General features: G+C 71.0%; 21 protein-coding genes. 15 read left to right on the top strand and 6 right to left on the bottom strand.

Going from position 1 to position 21,144, the window contains the following annotated elements:
* Nucleotides 1–1,768 precede the first annotated feature (1,768 nt).
* Nucleotides 1,769–2,959 (bottom strand): MFS transporter, encoded by a 1,191-nt coding sequence (locus ACFVGY_RS35615; protein WP_385686036.1) that lies wholly within the window; start codon nucleotides 2,957–2,959, stop codon nucleotides 1,769–1,771.
* A gap of 373 nt (nucleotides 2,960–3,332) precedes the next feature.
* On the opposite strand from ACFVGY_RS35615, the gene rpe reads away from it, so the two are divergent.
* The 4 genes from rpe to ACFVGY_RS35595 all read left to right on the top strand — a co-directional run bounded on the left by rpe (nucleotide 3,333) and on the right by ACFVGY_RS35595 (nucleotide 6,130).
* Nucleotides 3,333–4,019 carry a ribulose-phosphate 3-epimerase gene (gene rpe / locus ACFVGY_RS35610; protein ID WP_385686033.1) on the top strand — a complete coding sequence of 229 codons (687 nt, stop codon included), beginning with the start codon at nucleotides 3,333–3,335 and terminating at the stop codon, nucleotides 4,017–4,019.
* A gap of 154 nt (nucleotides 4,020–4,173) precedes the next feature.
* Entirely contained in the window at nucleotides 4,174–5,220 is a 1,047-nt protein-coding gene (locus tag ACFVGY_RS35605; protein WP_361091468.1) for a sugar-binding domain-containing protein, read from the top strand.
* Nucleotides 5,221–5,273: 53 nt separating this feature from the next.
* Nucleotides 5,274–5,744, top strand: coding sequence for a ribonuclease domain-containing protein (locus ACFVGY_RS35600; protein ID WP_385686030.1), 471 nt, complete (start codon nucleotides 5,274–5,276; stop codon nucleotides 5,742–5,744).
* Nucleotides 5,741–6,130: a barstar family protein gene (locus ACFVGY_RS35595; RefSeq protein WP_385686027.1), complete on the top strand. Its 390-nt coding sequence runs from the start codon at nucleotides 5,741–5,743 to the stop codon at nucleotides 6,128–6,130. The genes ACFVGY_RS35600 and ACFVGY_RS35595 overlap by 4 nt, the downstream gene beginning before the upstream one ends.
* A 136-nt stretch (nucleotides 6,131–6,266) precedes the next feature.
* On the opposite strand, the gene ACFVGY_RS35590 is transcribed toward ACFVGY_RS35595, so the two are convergent.
* The 5 genes from ACFVGY_RS35590 to ACFVGY_RS35570 form a co-directional block, all read right to left on the bottom strand.
* Nucleotides 6,267–6,752: a group II truncated hemoglobin gene (locus tag ACFVGY_RS35590; RefSeq protein WP_385686024.1), complete on the bottom strand. Its 486-nt coding sequence runs from the start codon at nucleotides 6,750–6,752 to the stop codon at nucleotides 6,267–6,269.
* Complete coding sequence (locus tag ACFVGY_RS35585; protein WP_385686021.1) at nucleotides 6,749–7,084, bottom strand: putative quinol monooxygenase; 336 nt, start codon at nucleotides 7,082–7,084, stop codon at nucleotides 6,749–6,751. Before ACFVGY_RS35585 ends, ACFVGY_RS35590 begins: the two co-directional genes overlap by 4 nt.
* A 93-nt stretch (nucleotides 7,085–7,177) precedes the next feature.
* Nucleotides 7,178–7,687: a hypothetical protein gene (locus ACFVGY_RS35580; RefSeq protein ID WP_385686018.1), complete on the bottom strand. Its 510-nt coding sequence runs from the start codon at nucleotides 7,685–7,687 to the stop codon at nucleotides 7,178–7,180.
* 93 nt (nucleotides 7,688–7,780) lie between these two features.
* Complete coding sequence (locus tag ACFVGY_RS35575) at nucleotides 7,781–9,532, bottom strand: FAD-dependent oxidoreductase (RefSeq protein ID WP_385686015.1); 1,752 nt, start codon at nucleotides 9,530–9,532, stop codon at nucleotides 7,781–7,783.
* On the bottom strand, nucleotides 9,529–9,801 hold the full coding sequence (locus tag ACFVGY_RS35570; RefSeq protein ID WP_361091446.1) for a UBP-type zinc finger domain-containing protein: 273 nt from the start codon (nucleotides 9,799–9,801) through the stop codon (nucleotides 9,529–9,531). The genes ACFVGY_RS35575 and ACFVGY_RS35570 overlap by 4 nt, the downstream gene beginning before the upstream one ends.
* A gap of 281 nt (nucleotides 9,802–10,082) precedes the next feature.
* Between ACFVGY_RS35570 and ACFVGY_RS35565 the strand changes: the two genes are divergently transcribed.
* From ACFVGY_RS35565 to glgX, 11 genes are all read left to right on the top strand, one after another.
* Complete coding sequence (locus ACFVGY_RS35565) at nucleotides 10,083–10,907, top strand: type 1 glutamine amidotransferase domain-containing protein (RefSeq protein ID WP_385686012.1); 825 nt, start codon at nucleotides 10,083–10,085, stop codon at nucleotides 10,905–10,907.
* A gap of 32 nt (nucleotides 10,908–10,939) precedes the next feature.
* Complete coding sequence (locus ACFVGY_RS35560; RefSeq protein ID WP_385686009.1) at nucleotides 10,940–12,583, top strand: thiamine pyrophosphate-binding protein; 1,644 nt, start codon at nucleotides 10,940–10,942, stop codon at nucleotides 12,581–12,583.
* Nucleotides 12,584–12,646: 63 nt separating this feature from the next.
* Nucleotides 12,647–13,084, top strand: coding sequence for a nuclear transport factor 2 family protein (locus ACFVGY_RS35555; protein ID WP_385686006.1), 438 nt, complete (start codon nucleotides 12,647–12,649; stop codon nucleotides 13,082–13,084).
* 26 nt (nucleotides 13,085–13,110) lie between these two features.
* The gene (locus ACFVGY_RS35550; protein WP_360633924.1) at nucleotides 13,111–13,566 is read left to right on the top strand and encodes a nuclear transport factor 2 family protein; all 456 of its coding nucleotides are present in this window, start codon (nucleotides 13,111–13,113) and stop codon (nucleotides 13,564–13,566) included.
* A gap of 14 nt (nucleotides 13,567–13,580) precedes the next feature.
* The gene (locus tag ACFVGY_RS35545) at nucleotides 13,581–13,967 is read left to right on the top strand and encodes a nuclear transport factor 2 family protein (RefSeq protein ID WP_385686002.1); all 387 of its coding nucleotides are present in this window, start codon (nucleotides 13,581–13,583) and stop codon (nucleotides 13,965–13,967) included.
* A 9-nt stretch (nucleotides 13,968–13,976) separates the two neighbouring features.
* Nucleotides 13,977–15,593, top strand: a complete 1,617-nt coding sequence (locus ACFVGY_RS35540; RefSeq protein WP_385685997.1) for a GMC family oxidoreductase — start codon at nucleotides 13,977–13,979, stop codon at nucleotides 15,591–15,593.
* Nucleotides 15,586–16,197: a DJ-1/PfpI family protein gene (locus ACFVGY_RS35535; RefSeq protein ID WP_385685994.1), complete on the top strand. Its 612-nt coding sequence runs from the start codon at nucleotides 15,586–15,588 to the stop codon at nucleotides 16,195–16,197. The genes ACFVGY_RS35540 and ACFVGY_RS35535 overlap by 8 nt, the downstream gene beginning before the upstream one ends.
* Nucleotides 16,197–16,628 (top strand): VOC family protein, encoded by a 432-nt coding sequence (locus tag ACFVGY_RS35530; protein ID WP_385685991.1) that lies wholly within the window; start codon nucleotides 16,197–16,199, stop codon nucleotides 16,626–16,628. The genes ACFVGY_RS35535 and ACFVGY_RS35530 overlap by 1 nt, the downstream gene beginning before the upstream one ends.
* A 1-nt stretch (nucleotide 16,629) precedes the next feature.
* Nucleotides 16,630–18,450: an AGE family epimerase/isomerase gene (locus ACFVGY_RS35525; protein WP_385685988.1), complete on the top strand. Its 1,821-nt coding sequence runs from the start codon at nucleotides 16,630–16,632 to the stop codon at nucleotides 18,448–18,450.
* A gap of 41 nt (nucleotides 18,451–18,491) precedes the next feature.
* Nucleotides 18,492–18,890, top strand: a complete 399-nt coding sequence (locus ACFVGY_RS35520; protein ID WP_385685985.1) for an STAS domain-containing protein — start codon at nucleotides 18,492–18,494, stop codon at nucleotides 18,888–18,890.
* Nucleotides 18,887–21,028 (top strand): glycogen debranching protein GlgX, encoded by a 2,142-nt coding sequence (gene glgX, locus ACFVGY_RS35515; protein ID WP_385685982.1) that lies wholly within the window; start codon nucleotides 18,887–18,889, stop codon nucleotides 21,026–21,028. The genes ACFVGY_RS35520 and glgX overlap by 4 nt, the downstream gene beginning before the upstream one ends.
* Nucleotides 21,029–21,144: the final 116 nt, after the last annotated feature.

Here is a 21,144-nt window from a genome sequence, read left to right as displayed (position 1 = left end):
GGTCGACTTCCTGTCCTACGCGGAGCCCCGCCTCCATGTCCGGCCTTCCCCGAACCGCTTGACACAACAAGCAAGCCGCTAACTACGCGGCATTGCGTCAAGGGCGCTCCTCCTTCGTCGTCGCGTCGCTGCGCGATGTCGCTGCGCTCCACCCTTGACCGACCGACCCGCCCCGGAATGCCAAAGAGCTGCCGGGAAGCCCCCGAAAGATGGCCAGGGGGACAGTTCAAGGGACGGGTCTCGTCAGAGACGCAGGGCCCCGGCTCCGCCTCGCAACATACCCATGCCCCAGGACCACCAGGGCCGCCCGGCGCCGGGGGTGCTGGCACGAGACAGCCGCCCCGAAGGCCGACACCAGGGCCCGTTCGGGAGCGACGAGGCCTCCAACCTGCACGAAATGCTGACCAAATGCCCATCCGGGCCGGTCAGACGCCCCAGATCGCTACGCGCTTCTCTCGTCTCGGCGCCTGGCCCCCGTCTGGGGCTGGTGGGCGCGACAGATCGCTACGCGCTTCTCTCGTCTCGGCGCCTGGCCCCCGTCTGGGGCTGGTGGGCGCGACAGATCGCTACGTGCTCCTCCTCCCCTTGCGACTGCCGGTCTTCTCGGCGAGGAGGCGCCACGGATTGCGGATTGCTGCGCATGGAGGCTCGTTTGGTACTCGCTCGGTCGTCGGCTGCCGGAGTGGAGGGGTCTCATGGCTATGCGCTCCGGGCAGCGTCGACTTCGGCTGCCAGTACGGCCATCGCATGCAAGTGCGTGAAGTACTGAGCCCCGTACTCGTCATCGCCGATGGACGGAAGGATCCTCTCGAGAACCGGTGTGCGTTTCTGCAGGACGCCTCGGCGCCAGTCATCCAAGGGACCGTGCAAGGTGGAGGAGACACACCCGCCAAGGAGCGTGTCCATGAGAACCATGCACTCGCCCTCGGGCTCTCGACGGTAGAAGCCCTGTGGGAAAGGCAGGCTCCTGAAGTCGTTCCACAACAGTGCCAGTTGATTTAGCTTCGCCTCCAACATGCCGTGATCATGACTCAAGGTCAGGCCCTCGGCGAACGCGTTTCACGCCGCACAGGTGCCGACACCAGCCCTGGACAACCGTCAGTCGCCGACTCTGCCGCGCCTTGTGCAGCGACCGATTGCGCCTCCGAGCCCCAGACGGTGGTCAGTCGCCGAGCAGCCGCCAGTACGTAGCGATCTGTCGCGCTCCCCGCCCCAGACGGCCGTCGGACGCCGAGATGAGAGGAGCGCGTAGCGGTCTGGGGCGTCTGGCGTGTCCGGATGGGCTTCTGGTCGACATTTGCTGCAGGTTGGGGCCGTATCCCTCCCAAGCAGGCGCTCTTGTGGCCGCTTGGGGGGCGGGTGGCTTTCGTGCCCGTGCCCCGGCGCTGCCCGGGGCCTGGCGGTGCCGGGCGTGCGGCGCCTCTGCAAGGCGGAGCCGAGGGCCCTGCGTCCCTGATGGGGCCGTTTCTGGTTTTTGTCCTCCTGGCCGTCCTTCGGGGGCTTCCCGGCAGTCTGTTGGCATTCCGGGGCGGGGCGGCCTGTCAAGGGTGGAGCGAAGCGACATCGCGCAGCGACGCGACGACGAAGGAGGAGCGCCCTTGACGGGCCGGCTCGAACCGGAAGGACAATGGGCTGCCGGGAAACCCCGGATCCTCCTCCGACCCCGGTCGGCTGCTATCCCGCTCTCCTCGGCTTCCGTTCAGCCTCCTCATTTGCTCATACCCCTCCTTCCCCTCCCTTCCCCTCCTCCCCCCGTCTGCCCCTCCCCTCAGGTCCCCTCCTTCCGCCTCCGTACCGGCGACAGCAGCAGCGGCAGCCATGCCAGGGCCAGGAGGGTGGCGCCGGTCCAGAGGGTGGTGTGCAGGGAGGTGAGCTCGGTGAGGAGTCCCGAGGCGGCGGAGCCCAGGGCCAGGGCACCCGTGAGCATGAAGCGGAAGGTGGCGTTCATGCGGCCCAGGAGGGCGTCCGGGGTCAGCTGCTGACGCAGGCTGACGGCGAGGACGTTGTTCGAGCCGATCGTCATCATGGCCAGCAGCCACCCGGCGCCCGCCACGCCGAGCCACGGCCCGTGGTCGGCCAGGGGAACCAACAGGGCGGCAGGGGTGAGGCTCAGGAGCAGGGCGCGCCCGTAGCCCACGCGGGCGGCGACAGGGCGGGCCAGGCGCGCTCCCAGCAGCAGCCCGATGCCGCCGGTCGCCCAGAACAGGCCCAGCACCGTCGGGGAGAGTCCGAGCTCACGGACGAAGAGCACCGGCAGCATCGTGTTGATGGCGGCGCCGCCCAGGTTGGAGAGGGTGGCGCTCAGGGCCAGCGCACGGAGTTCCGGGTGGTCGAGGACGTGGCCGAGCCCTTCGCGGATCTGGGCCAGGAGGGGTGTGCGGGGAGCCGGGGCGGGGGAGGGGACCGCGCCCAGGCGGGTCAGGCGGAAGACCGAGGCGAGGTAGGCGGCTGCGGAGCAGGCCAGGGCGACGGGTGCGGTGAGGGCGGCGACGAGGGCGCCGCCGGCCCCGCGGCCGGCGATGTTGGCGACGGCCATGAGGGTGACCAGCGCCGCGTTGGCCCGGACCAGGCCGTCGCGGCGGATCAGCCGGGGCAGCAGGCTCTGCGAGCCGACGTCGGCGAAGACGGTGGCGCAGCCGTGGGCGAGGGTGACGGCGTAGAGGTGGGTGAGGGTGAGTGCTTCGAGCCACCAGGCGACGGGGAGCGAGGCGAGGAGCACGGCCCGCGTGAGGTCCGCGGCGATGAGGAGGCGGCGGGTGCGGAGCCGGTCGACCCAGGCGCCGGCGGGGAGGCCGATCAGGAGGAACGCGGCCGTGGACAGCGCGGCGAGCGTGCCGACCTGTGCGGGGGTGGCGTCGAGCGCGGCCAGCGCGAGGAGGGGAATGGCGACGTGGTTGGTGTTGGCGGCGAACTGGCCGAGGGCGACGGAGCCGAAGAGGCGGCGGAAGCTCCGGTTCACCCACGGCGAGCCCGCATCCCGGCCGGGGCCCCGTCCCGCGTCCCCGCCCGCGCCCGACTGCGCGGTCGTGGGGGCCTCCGGGTCGGGCTTCGGCGGGCCGCTCCGGCTGGACGGGGGCGTGGTGGCCGACGGGGGCGTGGGGCTTAAACGCTTCGCCGGGGCCTGACCGCGCGGAGGAGATGTGTCCGGGGGCGCCGACGCTGTCCGCGTGCGTCCGTGGCGGGGGAGTGGGGGTGTCATGTACCGAACCGTGATGGACGCCCATCCCGAAGGACAAGTTAATTGATCTCCGAATGTCGTTAAGCAGCGCTACGCCACCGCCGAGATGCGGGGTCGTGGCCGGAACCGCGCGGAGGCATGGCAGGCTTGGGGCATGGCCGCTCAGATTTCTCCCAGCATCCTGTCCGCCGACTTCGCCCGCCTCGCCGACGAGGTGAAGGCCGTCGAGGGGGCCGACTGGCTGCACGTCGACGTCATGGACAACCATTTCGTCCCGAACCTCACCCTCGGTCTGCCCGTCGTGGAGTCCCTGAGCCGGGCCACCGACACGCCGCTCGATCTGCACCTGATGATCGAGAACCCGGACCGCTGGGCCCCGCAGTACGTCGAGGCCGGCGCCAGCTCCGTCACCTTCCACGCCGAGGCGGCCGCCGCGCCCGTGCGCCTCGCGCGCGAGATCCGGGCCAAGGGCGCCCGGGCGGCCATGGCGCTCAAGCCGGCCACGCCGATCGAGCAGTACGAGGACATCCTCCCCGAGCTCGACATGGTGCTGATCATGACGGTCGAGCCGGGCTTCGGTGGCCAGGCGTTCCTGGACATCATGCTCCCCAAGATCCGCCGAACCCGCGAGCTGATCGCGAAGCACGACCTGGAGATGTGGCTCCAGGTCGACGGCGGGGTCTCGGCCACGACGATCGAGCGGTGCGCGGAGGCGGGCGCCGACGTGTTCGTGGCGGGCAGCGCGGTCTACGGAGCGGTCGACCCGGCGGCTGCCGTCCGTACGCTGCGCGAGCAGGCGGACGTCGCCATCGCCGCGGCGCCCTGGGTGTGCGACCACTGACGCTGCCCGGCCCACCTGAGCGACTGAGGCCACTGAGGCCGCTGGGACAGCGGAGACAACAAAATCAAGGGTTGGTGGACGGCTTGGTGAACGGGAGCCGTCCAGGCTGATCAACGGCCGCCGAATCTGACAGGATGAACGGCGAGTCGAGAGTGTGAACAGCAGTGAGGAGATCGCGGTGTCTGGTGTGTCGGCGGGACGCTCAGCCCTGCGGATGGGACCCGCGGAGCTGGTGCAGGCGGCGGCCATGGCCCGCCGCTTCTACCTGGAGGGCAAGTCCAAGATCCAGATCGCCGAGGAGTTCGGCGTGAGCCGCTTCAAGGTGGCCCGGGTCCTGGAGACCGCTCTTGAACGCGACCTCGTGCGCATCGAGATCCGGGTGCCGGCCGAGCTCGACGCGGAGCGCTCCGACGCGCTGCGCGCCCGCTACGGGCTGCGCCACGCGGTCGTCGTGGAGTCCCCGGCCGACACGGCCGACGACGCCCCCGACCCGGAGAACCTCGGTGCCGTTGCGGCCGACCTGCTCGGCGAGCTCGTCAGCGAGGGCGACGTCCTGGGTCTGGCCTGGGGCCGGTCGACCATCCACATGGCCGCCTCCCTGCGCCGGCTCCCGCAGTGCACCGTCGTGCAGCTCACCGGCGTGTACGACGCCGGTACGGCCGAGCGCGGGTCCGTGGAGGCCGTGCGTCGTGCCGCCCAGGTCTCGGGCGGCGACGCGCACCCCATCTACGCCCCGATGCTGCTGCCCGACCCGGCGACCGCGGCCGCGCTGCGCAACCAGACGGGGATCGCGCGGGCCTTCGAGTACTTCGACAAGGTGACCGTCGCGGCGGTGTCCATCGGCTCCTGGGAGCCCGGCATCTCCACCGTCCACGACATGCTCACGGACGAGGAGCGGGCGCACTACGCCTCGCTCGGCGTCGCCGCCGAGATGTCCGCGCACCTGTTCGACAAGGACGGCCGCCGGGTCGGGCGCGACCTCGGTGAGCGGTGCATCACCGTGGAGGCGGACCGGCTGCGCCGGATCCCCGAGGTCGTGGCCATCGCGGGCGGCCTGCGCAAGGCCGCCGCGATCGGCGCGGTGCTGCGCTCCGGCCTGGTGACCAGCCTGGTCACGGACACGGCGGTGGCGGACTACCTGCTGACCGAGTCCGCCCCCGGCCTGCGGCCGGCGCTGGACCGGGCCGACCCGGACGAGTGAGTTCCCGCGCCCGTGATGCGCGGGGTGGGCGACCGTTTTGACACGATCGGGGCATGATCTTCCGGACCGTGCCCCGATCGCTGCTGTTCTCCCGCTCCCGCCTCCTCGGGCGTCTGCTCGGCGCCGTCTTCCTGTGCGTCGCGCTCGTCGGGGGTGCCGTCGGGTGCGGCGGCGCCGGCGGCGGGCCGTCCGCGGCTGACGGTACGCGTGGCCGTACGCAGGCCGGTGCGCCCGCCTGGGCCGCGGGCATGGCCACCGTACGGGCCGGGGAACTGCCCCGGGAGGCGCGGGACGTGCTCGCGCTGATCGACAAGGGCGGGCCGTACCCGTACCGGCAGGACGGGACCGTGTTCGGGAACTTCGAGAAGCTGCTGCCGCGGCAGAAGCGCGGCTACTACCACGAGTACACGGTGAAGACGCCGGGGGAGCGGGACCGCGGGCCCCGGCGGATCGTGACCGGGCAGGGCGGGGAGTTCTACTACACGGGCGACCACTACAACTCGTTCAAGGCGGTTCTCCGATGACCATGGACCCGCATGCGAACCCGCATCCGCATCCGCTCGACCCTGCTCTGGCGGCCGCCGAGGCGGTGGGCTGGGCGGTCGTACGGCTCGACCTGGACGGCGTACGGACGAGGGCGCGGCTGATGGACGCGTGCGCGGAGGCGTTCGGGCTGCCGGAGTGGTTCGGGCGGAACTGGGACGCGCTGGCGGACTGCCTGAGGGACCTGAGCTGGCTGCCGGCGGCCCCGGGGCGGCTCGTGGCCGTGACGGGGTGGCGCGAGCTGGAGCAGGCGCGGCCGGAGGACTGGGACGTCCTGCAGGAGGTGCTGGAGGAGGCCAGTGCCCACTGGCGGGAGGTGGCGGGCGGGCCGCCGCTGGAGGTGGTCGTGGCCGCCGCGCGGGCGTAGCCGCCTGACGCCACGGCCGGTCCTGCCCGTGCCCGCCCTGTCCGTGCCTGCCCCGGTCCCTGCCCGTGTCCGCCCCCGGAACGCCGTCGGGGCCGGCGCAGGCCGGCCCCGACGGGGGAACGAGGGGTCAGGGCTGTCAGGACTTCGGGATCCACGGTGGGGTCTGTCCCCAGGACCAGATCGGGATCTTGGCCGCGTCCACCGGGGGCGGGTTGGGCCCCGAGTAGATCAGGGCCATGCGCGTGCCCCACTCGATGTAGTAGGCGAACACCGCGCGGAACTCCGGGTCCGTCGGGAGGCCGACCTCGTCGGCCGTGTCCATCAGCAGGTCCACCCAGCGGCGGCGCTGCCGCTCGGTGATGCCGCGGCCCAGGTGCTTGGTGGCCATGTGCTGGTGGCCGCCGTGGTGGGCCGTGTAGTCGGCCGGGCCGCCGAAGACCTCCGACAGCCAGACCGCGACGTGCCGGGGGTGCTCCGCGTCCATGCCGGCGAAGACGGGGGCCAGGACCTCGTCCTGAAGGGCGTGGCCGTAGAACGCTTCCGTGAGGCGGTTCATCGCCTCCTCCCCGCCCATCCACTCGTAGATGGTGGGGGTGGTGCCGGGCGTGGGGGTGGTGCTCATGACGGGGACGAGGCCTTTCCGGGGCCGGCCACGTCGGTGACGCGGTAGTGCTGCATCTCCTCGATGGCCTTCACGTACGGTCGGATCGCGTTGAAGAACGCCGGGAAGTGCTCGCCCTTGCGGAATCCGTTCAGGTGGGCGTCGACCGAGGTCCAGCGGATGCGGAGGATGTAGCGCTCGCGGTCGTTCTCCTCCTCGCAGCGGGAGAGTTCGTAGTCGATGCACTCGGGTGAGGCGGCCAGGGACTCCGCGGCCTGCCGGTAGGAGTCCTCGAAGGCCTGCTGGTCGTCCAAGGCGATCCGGTAGCGGATGTATTCGACGGTGGTGGTCATGTGGCCTGCCTCTCCCTGGGTCGGGGCGTCGGGCGTCGGAGGTCGGTCGCGGCCAAGCCTTGCGCGATCATGCCGCGACGTGGGGCCCTTTCGTCATTCCGACCCAGACTTCTGGGAGTCGGCGTCGTCCTTCCGGTCCGGACCCGTCTCGCGGACCTCCCGGACCTTGGCCAGGGAGTCGCGGAGCTCGGTCAGCCACTCGTCCGTGTTGCGGCCGACCAGGCGGACGCACCAGGCGAGGGCGTCGGCCCGGCTGCGGGCCACGCCGCCCTCGACCAGCGTGTCGAGGACCTGGCGCTCGGGCTGGCGCAGGCGCGTCATCACCGGGACGGCCAGGTGGGTGAACAGGATGCGGTCGTCCCCGGACTGGACGGCCCAGGCGACCTTGCGGCGGTAGAGCTCCTCCGCCTCGCGGGCCACCTCCATGCGCTGTTGGCGCGTGCGCTCGCGGAACGCCTTGACCGACTCGTTGGCCGGGAGGGTGCCGACGACCGTGATCTCCTCGCGGTCGACCGCCACCTCGACCAGGGACTCGTAGACGTCCACCGGGAGGCGGTCCGCGAACCAGGTGCGCAGCTGCTCGCTCTGCTCGGATGTAATCATGTAATCGACGTTGCATCCGATGCGCGCTTGATCGCAAGGGGTTCGCGGCCGCTCCCGCCCCTGTTCGCTCTCAGCCCATCGACATCCCCGCCGTCAGCCCATCGAGCGGTACCGGTGGATCAGCGAGACCGCCATCGCGCCCTCGCCCACGCCCGACGCGACCCGCTTGACCGAGTGCGCCCGGACGTCACCGGCCGCGAAGACCCCCGGAACGCTCGTCTCCAGGGGATACGGGGCCCGCTCCAGGCTCCATTCGGCCGGCAGCTCGCCACCGTTGGCGACCAGGTCGGAGCCGGTGAGGACGAAGCCGTACTCGTCGCGCTCGACCACGCCCGACAGCCAGTCCGTGTGCGGGCGCGCACCGATGAAGGTGAACATGAAGCGCGCCGGGACCTCGGTGTCCTCGCCGGTGGCCGCGTCGTGCAGGGTCAGCCTCTCCAGGTGCTCGCCGCCGTCCAGCCGGACCACCGTCGTGCGGACCTTCACCTCGATGTTCGGGGTGCGCTCGATCTCGTCGATCAGGTAGCGGGACATGCTCGCGTCCAGCGAGTCCGCCCGCACCAGCACCGTGACCCGGGCCGCGTACTTCGCGAAGTGGACCGCCGCCTGACCGGCCGAGTTCGCCCCGCCCACGATGTACACGTGCTGCGAGATGCAGGCCGAGCTCTCCGTGGTGGCCGCGCCGTAGTACAGGCCGGCCCCCTCGAAGCGCTCCGCGCCCGGCGCCTGGAGGCGGTTGTACGAGACCCCGGTCGCCAGCAGCACCGTCTCGGCGCTGATCTCGGTGCCGTCGGACAACGTGAGGATCTTCGCCGGGTCGTCGCGGGTCAGCGAGACCACCTCCACCGGGTGCAGGATCTCGGCGCCGAACCGGGAGGCCTGGATGGTGGCCCGGCGCGTCAGGTCGCCGCCGGACAGGCCGGAGGGGAAGCCGAGGTAGTTCTCGATCAGGCTGGAGGTGCCGGCCTGGCCGCCCGGGGCGCGGGAGTCCAGCATCAGCGTGGACAGACCCTCGGAGGCCGCGTACACGCCGGCGGCGAGCCCCGCCGGGCCGGCTCCGACGATGACGCACTCGTAGTGGGGGCGGGAGGCGGTGGTCGCCAGGCCCAGCCGGCGGGCGAGCTCGGTGTCGCTCGGGGCGGAGAGCACCGCTCCGTCCGGGAAGCGGACCAGCGGCAGGGCGGCGTCGGGCTGGGCCGCGATCAGGGTCAGTGCTTCCGGATCCCGTTCGACGTTGAGGAAGCGGAACGGCTGGCCGTTGCGGGTGAAGAAGTCGCGGACGGCGTGTGTGCCGGGGGCGACGAGGTGGCCGGCGACGATGATGCCGTCGTACGCGGGGCGGTAGGTGGCGAGCCAGTCCGAGAGCAGGTCGTCCAGGACCGGGAAGAGCCGTTCGTGCGGCGGGTCCCACGGCTTGAGCAGGTAGTAGTCCAGCCGGACCCGGTTGATGGCGGTGATCGCCGCGTCCGTTTCGGCGTACGCGGTGAGCAGCACCCGGCGGGCATCGGGGAACCGGCTGACGGCTTCGAGGAGGAACTCGACCCCGGTGACGTCGGGCATCCGCTGGTCCACGAGGAACAGCGCCGGGTCGTGGCCGCGCTCGTCGAGGGAGTCGAGGATCTTGAGGGCGTCGGCGGCCGAGGAGGCGCCGAGGACCCGGTACCGGTCGCCGTAGGCGCTGCGCAGGTCCCGGCGGACGGCGCGCAGCACCTGCGGGTCGTCGTCCACGGCCAGGATGACCGGCTTGCGGTTCTCCGCCCGCTCGGCGGCCGCGGCGGGCGCAGGGGTCGTGGCGGTCGTGGCGGCCGCGGCCGCGCCCGTCCTGCTCTCGGGGGCCGCACTCATGCCGGGTCCAGCATCAGCTTGTCGGCGTAGCACCAGGCCCAGGCCTCGCCCGGCTCGTGGGAGGCCGCGATCGGGTGATCGGTGGTGCGGAAGTGCCGGGTGGCGTGGCGGTTCTTGGAGGAGTCACAGCAGCCGACGTGCCCGCAGCTCAGGCACATCCGCAGGTGCACCCAGCTGTCGCCGAGGGCCAGGCACTCCTCGCAGCCCTCGCTGCCCGGCTCCACCGGGCGTATCTGATCGGTGTGTGTGCACAACAGGCCCGTGGTCATCGTCCCCGTCCCTCTCCTCGTCCGCGCAGTGCTCTTCCTCCGCGCGCCCGTGATTCACGGCGCGTCCAGACCATAGGGCGACGGATGGTGAATGGTTCAGTGATTCGGCCGAAGTCAGGAAGTCCCGCGGCTACTTCATGAACTCCTCGGACGACTACGTGAGGTGCCCCCAACAGGTGCCCCGCTACCTCACGAAGTCGCACACCGGCGCTTTGACGCAGGCTCCCGGCCACAAGCAGTGTGGTGGACGCCAACACAACAGGCGGCGCCTGGAGGAATCCGTGAGCAGAAAGATTCTGGTCATTGTCTCCGAACACGGTTACTGGGCGGAGGAACTGATAGGACCGGTCTCGAAGTTCGACGAGCGGGGCTACGAGGTCGTGTTCGCCACGCCGACCGGAAAGCGCGCGCACGCACTTCCGCCGAGCCTCGACGCGAACTACATCGACCCTCCGCTGGGCCGCTCGGTGACCACCGAGGAGAACGCCCGGCTGGGACGGGAATTCGAGCAGTCGAGCCGGCTGGACTCGCCGCTGGACATCGAGGCGTGGGTGCCCGAGCGCCCGTACACGAGCGACGAGGGATACCTGCGCAAGCTGGAGCAGTACCACCGCGACCTGGACCGGCTGGCCCAGGACGTCGCCGACTACGACGCGATCCTCATCGTCGGCGGCAGCGGCCCCATCGCCGACCTGGCCAACAACGAGCGCGTGCACGCGCTGATCCTGGCCTTCAAGGAGGCCGGCAAGGTCGTGGCGGCCGAGTGCTACGGCGTCGCCTGCCTGGCCTTCGCCCGCGACTGGGGCGACCGCAAGAGCATCATCTGGGGCAAGCACGTGACCGGCCACTGCAAGGAGTACGACTACAAGGACGGCACCGGATTCCTCGGCACCGATTTCAACATGGGCCCGCCGCCGTACCCGCTGGAGTACATCCTGCGCGATGCGACCGGCCCGGACGGGGCCTACCACGGGAATTTCGGACACCCGCTGTCGGTGATCGTCGACTACCCGTTCGTGACCGGCCGCTCCACCCCCGACTCGTACCTGACGGGGCAGAAGATCGTGGAAGTCCTGGAGGACGGCCTCACCCGCTACGGCTGGTAATCCGGAAACTCTCCTAGAAAGAGGGGGAATTCATGGGAGCCACTCCCGGACGGGAAAGGCTGATCGAGCAGTTCAAGGCCGACGGCCTGACGGTGATGTTCGGAAATCCGGGGACGGTGGAGCAGGGATTCCTCGACGCGGTGGACGCCGCCGAGGACTTCCGGTACGTCCTTGCCCTCCAGGAGACGGTGGCCGCCGGCATCGCCGACGGCTACGCCCGGGCCACCGGGGGTGCGGCCCTGCTCCAGCTGCACTCCGGCGTGGGCCTCGGCAACGGCATCGGCATGCTCTACCAGTCGCTGCGCGGCCACACCCCGCTGGTCGTGGTCGCCGGCGACGCCGGGATCCGCTACGACGCCATGGACGCGCAGATGGCCTGCGACCTGGTGGCCCTGGCGAAACCGGTGACCAAGTACGCGACCAGGGTCACCGATCCGCGGTCCGTGCTGCGCACCCTGCGCCGGGCGGTGAAGATCGCCCTGACCCCGCCGCGCGGCCCGGTGTTCGTGGCCCTGCCGATGGACGTGCTGGACGAGCTCAACTCCGAGCCGGTCCTGCCCGCCACGGTCCCGCTCACGGACGTGGCGCCGTCCCCGGCCTCCGTGGGACGGGCGGCCGAGCTGCTGGCCTCCGCGCAGCGGCCCGTCGTCCTGGTCGGCGACGGGGTCGCGCTCTCCGGGGCGCAGCGCGAGCTCGCCGCCGTCGCCGAACTGCTCGGCGCCGACGTGTACGAGGTGGACTCCTCCGAGGTGAACATCGCGGCCTCGCACCCGCTGCGCCGCGGGCAGACGGGGCACATGTTCGGCCCGCACAGCAAGGAGCTGGTCGGGGACGCGGACGGGGTGCTGATCGTGGGCACCTACGTCTTCCCGGAGGTGTTCCCCGAGCTCGACAGCCCCTTCCGGGCCGGCGCCAAGGTCGTCCACATCGACCTGAACGCCTACGAGATCGCCAAGAACCACCCGGTGGACCTCGGCCTGGCCGCCGATCCGCGGCAGGCGCTGCGCGCACTGGCCGGCGTACTGGAGGAGCGGCTCACCCCGCGGCAGCGGGCCGCCGCGGCCTCCCGGGTCGACGCCCGCACCCGGGAGCGCGCACTCGCCGCCCGCTCCGCCGGGGACGGGGAGGACGGCACGCCGATGGCGGTCTTCCTGCGCACCCTGGCCGAGCGGACCGGCGGGGACCTGATCGTCTTCGACGAGGCGCTGACGACCTCGCCGCTGGTCACCCGCTACCTGCCGCCCGAGCGGCCGGGTGACTACCACCTGACCCGGGGCGGCTCGCTCGGGGTGGGCTTCCCGGGCGCGGTCGGGGTCAAGCTGGCCCGGCCGGACCGGCTGGTCGTCGGCTTCGCCGGGGACGGCGGGGCGATGTACACCTACCAGGCGCTGTGGACCGCGGTGCGGCACGGCGTCGACGCCAAGTTCGTGGTCTGCAACAACCGCAAGTACCGGCTGCTGGACGACAACATCGCCCAGTACTGGCGGGAGCGGGACATCCCGCAACACGGCTTCCCGGACTCCTTCGACCTGTCCCACCCGGAGATCGACTTCGCCGGGCTGGCCCGGTCGCTCGGTGCCGAGGGGACCCGGGTGGAGAAGCCGGACGAGGCCGCCGCGGCCGCGGTCCGGATGCTCGAACACCCCGGTCCGTTCCTCGTCGACATCCACATCTGAGCCGGCACCCGCATCCGAGCAGATCAGTCACGGCACCACCCAGCACGGACAGGAGGAGACCGCATGCCCGCCGAGCGGCAGCAGCTGACCGAGGACGCGATCCGCACGTTCGCCGAGAACTGGTACGTGGCACTGGACCGGCACGCGCCGGCCGACCAGGTGCTCGCCCTGATCACCGAGGACCTGGAGTTCAAGGTCCCCGAGGACACCTTCCTCGGGCACGACGGGTTCGGCCGCTGGTACGAGGCCGTCACCCACCGGTTCTTCGACGAGGTGCACACGGTCACGAAGGTGGAGCCGGTCATCGAGGGCGACCGGGCCGTCGTCCGGGTCCTCGTCAACTGGCAGGCCAAGATCTGGGACGCGCCGGCCGCCCGCAGCACCTGGCTCGGCTTCGACGCCGACCAGACGTGGACCGTGGTGGCGGGCCCGCAGGGGCCGCTGATCAAGCAGTACACCGTCAACGACCTGGCCCCCATGCCCGGTTCGGCCTCTCTCTGAGCGCCGGCGAGCGAGGAGCGACGACGATGACCGAAGTGACACGGGAGCGGGTCGAGGCGGCCTACCGGGCCCTCGGCTCCGGGGACCGGGCGCGCATCCTGGAGTACTACGCCGAGGACCTGCGCTGGCTCGTGCCGGGCAACCACCCGCTGGCGGGCTGGTACGAGAGCCTCGACGCCTTCCTGGACCTGATGGGCCGGACCCACAAGCTCACGGGCGGCACGTTCCGGATGGACATCCAGGCCGTCCTCACCGGCGAGGACTGCAGCGCCGACGTCTGCCGCAACACCGCCCTGCGGGACGGCGCCGATCCGGCGAGCCCGTCCCCGTACGAGCGGATGGACTACCCGGTCTTCCACTTCATGCGGTGGCGGGACGGCCGGATCGTGGAGGGCCGCGACGGGCTCTTCGGGGACTCGGCGACCGCGTTCAGCCAGTTCTGGGCGGCGATCACGCCGGACGGAACCCGCAGGGACCGATAGGGGAGGGGAGCGCGATGACCACTGTGGACACGACGGAAATCCTTCGGAAGTACTACGAGTACGCCAACGCCGGGGACTGGGACCGCTGGTGCGACCTGTTCGCCGACGACCAGGTCATGGACGAGCAGCTCGCCGGGCACATCGAGGGGCTGGAAGTGCTGCGCTCGATGATGAAGGGCATGGGGACGATGTACCGCGCCTTCCAGAACCGGCCCGTGCACTTCATCGTCGACGCCGACGGGGTGAAGGCCGCGGCCGTCTCCCACCTCAGCGCCGTCAGCGCCTCGGGCGAGGCGATCGAGGCCGAGGTCATGAACTTCTTCCGGATCGCGGACGGGAAGATCGCCTACATGGCGAACTTCCACGACACCGTCCCGTTCCAGGCGCTGAGCCAGGAATGAGGGGGAGACGTGACGGCCGCAGCTGAGTACGACTACGTCATCGTCGGAGCCGGCACCGCCGGCAGCGTCCTCGCGAACCGGCTGAGCGAGGACCCCGACGTCTCCGTCCTGGTCCTGGAGGCGGGCGGCAACCGCATCCCGCCCGAGGTGGACGACCCGTCCTCCTGGTACAAGCTGCTCGGCGGGCCCGTCGACTGGGGCTACACCAGCGTCCCGCAGCCCGGGCTCGACGGCCGACGCACCTACGAACCGCGCGGCAGGGGACCCGGCGGCAGCAGCAACCTGTACATCATGATGCACATCCGGGGCCACGCCTCGGACTTCGACAACTGGGCCTACCAGGGCGCGGCCGGCTGGGCCCACGAGGACGTCCTGCCGTACTTCGCCCGCCTGGAGGCCCAGGAGGACGCCACCGCCACCACCACCGGCACCACGGGCCCGCAGCGGGTCACCCACGCCGGTCGGCACCGGCCCAACCCGGTCTCGCGGGCCTTCATCGACGCCGCCGTCGAGCTCGGCCACGAGGAGATCGCCGACTTCAACACCGACGGGCCGCGCCGCGGCCTCTTCGGCACCGGCTGGCACCACATCGACGTCGCCGACGGCCGCCGCCAGGGGGCGCTCGCCGCCTGGCTGGAGCCGGCGCTGGACCGCCCGAACCTGACCTTACGCACCAGCGCCCAGAGCACCCGGCTGCTGTTCGACGGCGACACCTGCACCGGGGTGGAGTACGTGCAGCTGGCCCCGACCGCGGACATCCCCGGCCGGACCGTCCGGGACGGCCACAGCGCCGCCGCCGCTCCCGGCCCGCACACCGTACGGGCCCGCCGGGAGGTGATCGTGGCGGCCGGGGCGATCGAGTCCCCCAAGCTGCTGCTGCTCTCCGGCATCGGCCACCCGGAGCAGTTGCGCGAGCACGGCATCGCCGTCACCGCGGCGGTGCCCGGCGTCGGGGAGAACTTCCACAACCACGTGCTGACGGGGCTGATGGCCGAGGTCACGCAGGAGCTGCCGGCGCCGGCGCAGAACCTGTCCGAGAGCGCGCTGTTCCTGTCCTCGCGCCCCGGGCTGCCCGCCCCGGACCTGCAGATCGCCTTCGTCCACGTCCCGTTCGACGTGATCGTCGGCAGGGACCACCCGAACACGGTGAGCATCCTGCCCGGGGTCGTCCGGCCCGTCTCGCGCGGCTGGATCCGGCTCGCCAGCGCCGACCCGCTCGCCCACCCGCTGATCAACCCCAACTACCTGGGCGACCGGTGGGACCTGGAGCGGATGGTGCAGGGCGTCAAACTGGCCCGGGAGATCTTCGCGACGTCCGCGTTCTCGCCCTGGTACAAGCAGGAGCTCCAGCCCGGCCCGGGCCTGGCCACCGACGACGAGCTGCGGACCTTCGTCAAGCAGAAGTCGGAGAGCTACCACCACCAGTCCGGCTCCTGCCGCATGGGCATCGACGACCTCGCCGTCGTCGACCCCGAGCTGCGCGTGCACGGCGTGCGGGGCCTGCGCGTCGTCGACGCCAGCGTGATGCCCGCCGTCCCGTCGGGCAACTGCCACACCGCGATCGCGATGATCGCCGAGCGCGCGGCGGACTTCCTCCGCGGCAGAGAGGGGCTGTCCCGTGGCTGACGCCGTGCTGCGCGAGGGCGCGCTGAGCGGGACCCGGATCGCGGTCCTGGTGGAGAGCGACTTCTACGAGCCGGAGATCTTCTACTACCAGCGCCGGTTCGCCGAGGAGGGCGCCGAGGTCGACTTCCTGACCCGGCTGTGGGGCAACGACTCGATCACCTTCACCGGGCACGAGTTCCGGGCGCCGTTCACCGCCGACAAGTCCCTGGAGGGGATGGGCGACGAGGAGCTGCGCGGGTACGCGGCGGTCATCGTGCCCTCGGGCATGGTCGCCGACCGGCTGCGCTACACCGAGGACGTGGACGTCCTCGCGCCGGCGACGGACCTGCTGCGGCGGGCCTTCGACGAGCCGACCGTCCTCAAGGGGATCATCTGCCACGGCATGTGGCTGGCCTCCTCGATCCCGGGGAAGGTCCGCGGCCGCAAGGTGGTCTGCCACAACAACCTGATCGGCGACGTCCGCAACATGGGCGCCCAGTACGTCGACGAGGACGTGGTGGTCGACGGGGACCTGGTCACCGGGCGCACGGGCGCCCACCACCACCTGTTCGCCCGCCGCATCATCGACCTGCTCGCGGCCGACCGGGGGCGGAGGGCCGGCTGATGCGCCGGATGGACTGGTCGCACGTGGGCCTGAACTGCGCGGACCAGAAGGCGACCGAGGAGTTCTACACCCGCTACTTCGGCTTCAGCCGGGCCCGGGTCGTGGACCTCGGCGCGTCGCAGATCGTGTTCCTGCGCCGGGGGGACGCGTACCTGGAGCTCTTCGCCTCCGGTACCGGCCCGGCCCGTACGGCACACGACGACGGGCCGCAGGAGCCGGGCCGGATGCGCCACCTGGCCTTCCAGACCGACAGCGTGGACGCGTTCCTGGCCGAGCTGGGCGACGCGGCTGACGTGACCCTGGGGCCGCTCGACTTCGACGACTTCATCTGCGGCTGGCGGACCGTGTGGGTCCGCGACCCCGACGGGGTGATCGTCGAGGTCAGTCAGGGATTCGAGGACGACCGCTCTCACGACAAGGACGGTGCATGACATGGCGGACGCCGTGAGCTTCTCCTTCTCCGACACCATCGCGGGCTACGTCAGCCGGTTCGACACCGCTTCCCGCCTGCTGCGCCTGAAGACCCCGGACGGCCGGGAGTTCGACGTCTCGCTGGCCTCCGGACCCAGCGCCGAGCTGGTCCGCAACCTCGACGAGCCGTACATCGACGCCTCCGGGCACATCGACGAGATGCTCTCGCCCGGCCGGTTCCTCTTCGCCTACGGCGTCCACTACCCCGAGCACGGCGGCCGGTTCGACGCCAAGCGCCTGGTGTTCCTGGGCCGCGGCGCCGAGGACTACCGGTTCGAGGAGTCGGGCTGGTGGATCAAGCAGATCGAGTCCCTCGCCGACTTCTACAAGCGGGCGCAGTTCGGCGACGGGCCGGTCGACTTCACCGAGTACCGCACCGAGATCCGGCTGGGCGGCGACAAGACCGCCAGCCACGTCCAGGAGACCGACACGATCTCCCGCCTGGTCTACGGCATGGCCTCGGCCTACCTGCTGACCGGCAAGGACGAATACCTGGAGGTCGCCGAGCGCGGCACCGAGTACCTGCGCAAGCACATGCGGGTCGTGGACAGCGAAGAGGACGTCGTCTTCTGGTACCACGGCATCAGCGTGGACGGGGACACCGAGAAGAAGCTGTTCACCTCGGAGTTCGCCGACGACTACGACGCGATCCCGATGTACGAGCAGATCTACGCCCTCGCCGGCCCGATCCAGACCTACCGGGTCACCGGCGACGTGCGGATCAAGGCCGACGCCGACGCCACCATCCGGCTCTTCGACAAGTTCTTCCTGGACCGCGAGCAGGGCGGCTACTACTCGCACGTCGACCCGATCCTGTTCAGCCCGGACCACGAGTCCCTCGGCGAGAACGCCGAACGCAAGAACTGGAACTCGGTCGGCGACCACGCGCCCGCGTACCTGATCAACCTGTACCTGGCGACCGGCGACCCGAAGTACGCCGACTTCCTGGAGTACACCTTCGACACGATCGCGGAGCGGTTCCCGGACTACGGGCACAGCCCGTTCGTGCAGGAGCGCTTCTTCCGCGACTGGTCGCACGACACCGAGCACAGCTGGCAGCAGAACCGCGCGGTCGTCGGCCACAACCTGAAGATCGCCTGGAACCTGATGCGGATGAACTCGCTGAAGGCCAAGCCGGCCTACGCCGACCTCGCCCGGAAGATCGGCGAGATCATGCCGGCGGTGGGCAGCGACCTCCAGCGCGGCGGCTGGTACGACGTCGTCGAGCGGATCAAGCAGGGCGACCAGGAGGCGTACCGTTTCGCCTGGCACGACCGCAAGGCCTGGTGGCAGCAGGAGCAGGCGATCCTCGCCTACCTCATCCTGCACGGCACCATCGGCGGCGAGGCCTTCCTGCGCGAGGCCCGGCAGGCCGAGTCCTTCTACAACACCTTCTTCCTCGACCACGACGAGGGAGCCGTCTACTTCAACGTCCTCGCGAGCGGTACCCCGTACCTGCTCGGGACCGAGCGGCTCAAGGGCAGCCACTCGATGTCCATGTACCACTCGGCGGAGCTGTGCTACCTCGCCGCCGTCTACAACAACCTGCTCATCAACGGCCGGGAGATGGACTTCCACTTCAAGCCCGACCCGGCCGGCCTGCCCGACCGCGTGCTGCGCGTCTCGCCCGACCTGCTGCCGGCGGGCTCGGTGCGGATCGCGTCCGTCGAGATCGACGAGAAGCCGTACACGGACTTCGACGCGGACGGGCTCACGGTCCGGCTGCCCGACGTCCAGGGGCGGGTCAAGGTCAAAGTCCGGCTGCGGCCGGTGACGTCATAGCGCTCAACGGGGGGCGCCCCGACAGAAGGGGAAAGCAAGCCATGACTCTCAACGTGAAGGAACGCCGGAACAAGGCGGCCACCGTGCTCGTCGCCACCGGCGAGATCAACAGCGAGACCTCGGGACAGCTGCTGGCGGCGCTCCTGCCGCTGGTCCGCGAGGGCCGGCCGCTGCGCATCGACCTCACGGCCGTCACGTACGTGTCCAGCGCGGGCCTGCGCACGCTGCTGGTCGTCTACCGCGAGGCCCAGCACGCCGGCGTCGCCGTCACCCTGTACGGGGTGAGCGAGGAAGTCCGGTTCGTCATGTCGGCCACCGGCTTCCTCGACTTCTTCGAGACCGGCGAGGCCGCCGCGGCCGAGGCGAAGGCCAAGGCCAAGGCGGGTGCCCGGGCCGCCGGCAGGACCAGGACCCCGGTCGAGAGCGCGGTCGCCCGATGACCGAGGCCCGGTCCGAACAGGTCCTGCGCGTCGACGCGTACCCGACCCACGAAGTGGGCGGGTACCGCGTCCGCGCGGGCAAGCCGTACCCGTTCGGGGCCAACGTGGTCCCCGGCGGGGTCAGTTTCTCCGTCTACTCCGACCAGGCCACCTCCATGACCCTGGTCATCTACAAGCGCGGAGAGCCCGAGCCGATGGCCGAGCTGGAGTTCCCCGAGGAGTTCCGCACCGGCAGCGTCTTCGCCATGACGGTCTTCGGCCTCGACCACGAGAACATCGAGTACGGGTACCGGGCCGACGGCCCCTTCGACCCGGCCACCGGCCACCGCTTCGACGCCCGCCAGGTCCTCTCCGACCCCTACGCCCGGCTGATCGCCGGCCGGGACGTGTGGGGCGTGGAGCCGGACCGCAGCCGCGGCTACCAGTACCGCTCCCGGGTCTGCCTGCAGGACTTCGACTGGGGAGACGACACACCGCTGCGGCTGCCCGCCGAGGACCTCGTCGTCTACGAGGCCCATGTGCGCGGCTTCACCCGGCACCCGTCCTCGCAGGTCACGGCCCCCGGCACGTTCGCGGGGCTGCGGGAGAAGATCCCGTACCTGAAGGAGCTCGGGGTCAACTGCATCGAGCTGCTCCCGGTGTTCGAGTTCGACGAGAGCGACAACCCGCGGACCAACCCGGAGACGGGCGAGCGGCTCTACGACTACTGGGGCTACAACACCGTCTCGTTCTTCGCGCCCAAGGCCGGCTACGCGGCCACCGGACGCTACGGGATGCAGGGCGACGAGTTCCGCACCCTGATCAAGGACCTGCACGCGGCCGGCATCGAGGTCATCCTCGACGTGGTCTTCAACCACACCGCAGAGGGCAACGAGCAGGGCCCGACGATCTCCTTCAAGGGCCTCGACAACGCCACGTACTACATGCTCACGCCGGAGGGGTACTACTTCAACTTCAGCGGCACGGGCAACACCGTCAACTGCAACCACCCCGTCGTGCGCAACTTCGTCCTCGACTGCCTGCGCCACTGGGTCGCCGACTACCACATCGACGGGTTCCGCTTCGACCTCGCGGCCATCCTGGGCCGGTCCCCGGACGGCACGCCGCTGCCCAACCCGCCGCTGCTGGAGCTGCTCGCCTACGACCCGGTCCTGCGGCACACCAAGCTGATCGCCGAGGCCTGGGACGCGGGCGGACTCTACGAGGTCGGCAACTTCCCGGCGTACGGCCGCTGGGCGGAGTGGAACGGCAAGTACCGTGACACCGTGCGCCGCTTCCTCAAGGGCGACCCCGGGGTCACCGGGGAGCTGGCGACCCGGCTCGCCGGCTCGCCGGACCTGTACTCCGGCCGCGGCACCTCCGCCTCGGTCAACTTCCTCACCGCCCACGACGGGTTCACCCTGGCCGACCTCGTCTCGTACAACGACAAGCACAACGAGGACAACGGCGAGGGCAACAACGACGGGGCCAACGACAACAACAGCTGGAACTGCGGGGCGGAGGGACCCACCGACGACCCCGCGGTGAACGAGCTGCGGCTGCGCCAGATGAAGAACGCGCTGGCGATCCTCTTCACCAGCCAGGGCATCCCGATGCTGCTGGCCGGCGACGAGGTGGGCCGTAGCCAGCAGGGCAACAACAACACCTACTGCCAGGACAACGAGCTGTCCTGGTTCGACTGGAGCCAGGTCGACGAGAACAGCGAACTGCTCCGCTTCACCCGGGAGATGATCGCCTTCCGGGGCCGCCACCGGGAGCTGCGCTCCACCTCCCACCCCACCGGGCAGATCCGCGAGGACCTGGGCCTGCCGGACATCAGCTGGCACGGCGCCCGGGCCTGGCAGCCCGACTGGTCGGGCGGGAGCCGTCTGCTGGCGGTGGCCCGCTGCGGCCTCGGGGACGACGACGTCGTCTACGTGGCCATGAACTCCCACTGGGAGGCGCACGACCTGGAGCTGCCGGCGCTGCCCCACGGCCGCAGCTGGCACCTGTTCGCGGACACCGGGGCCGAGGCCCCGCACGACATCCGCACCCCCGGCACCGAGCTCGAGCTGGAGAACGCCGGGAAGTACCTGATCGGCCCGCGCTCGGTGGTGATCCTGGTCGGCCGCACCCCCGACCCGGACCGCGCGCTCTAGCCGCGGTGCCCGGGGGGGGGGGGGCCCCCCCCCCCCCGCGGGGCCCCCACCCCCCCCCCCCCCCCCCCCACACCACCAAACACAACAAAGCACACAAGCTCGAGCGACTCAGCAGG

The sequence above is a fragment of the Streptomyces sp. NPDC127106 genome, assembly GCF_042677605.1.
Classification (GTDB): Bacteria; Actinomycetota; Actinomycetes; order Streptomycetales; family Streptomycetaceae; genus Streptomyces.
Note: the sequence above shows the minus strand (reverse complement) of the source record. Positions and strands in the feature narration are given on the sequence as shown.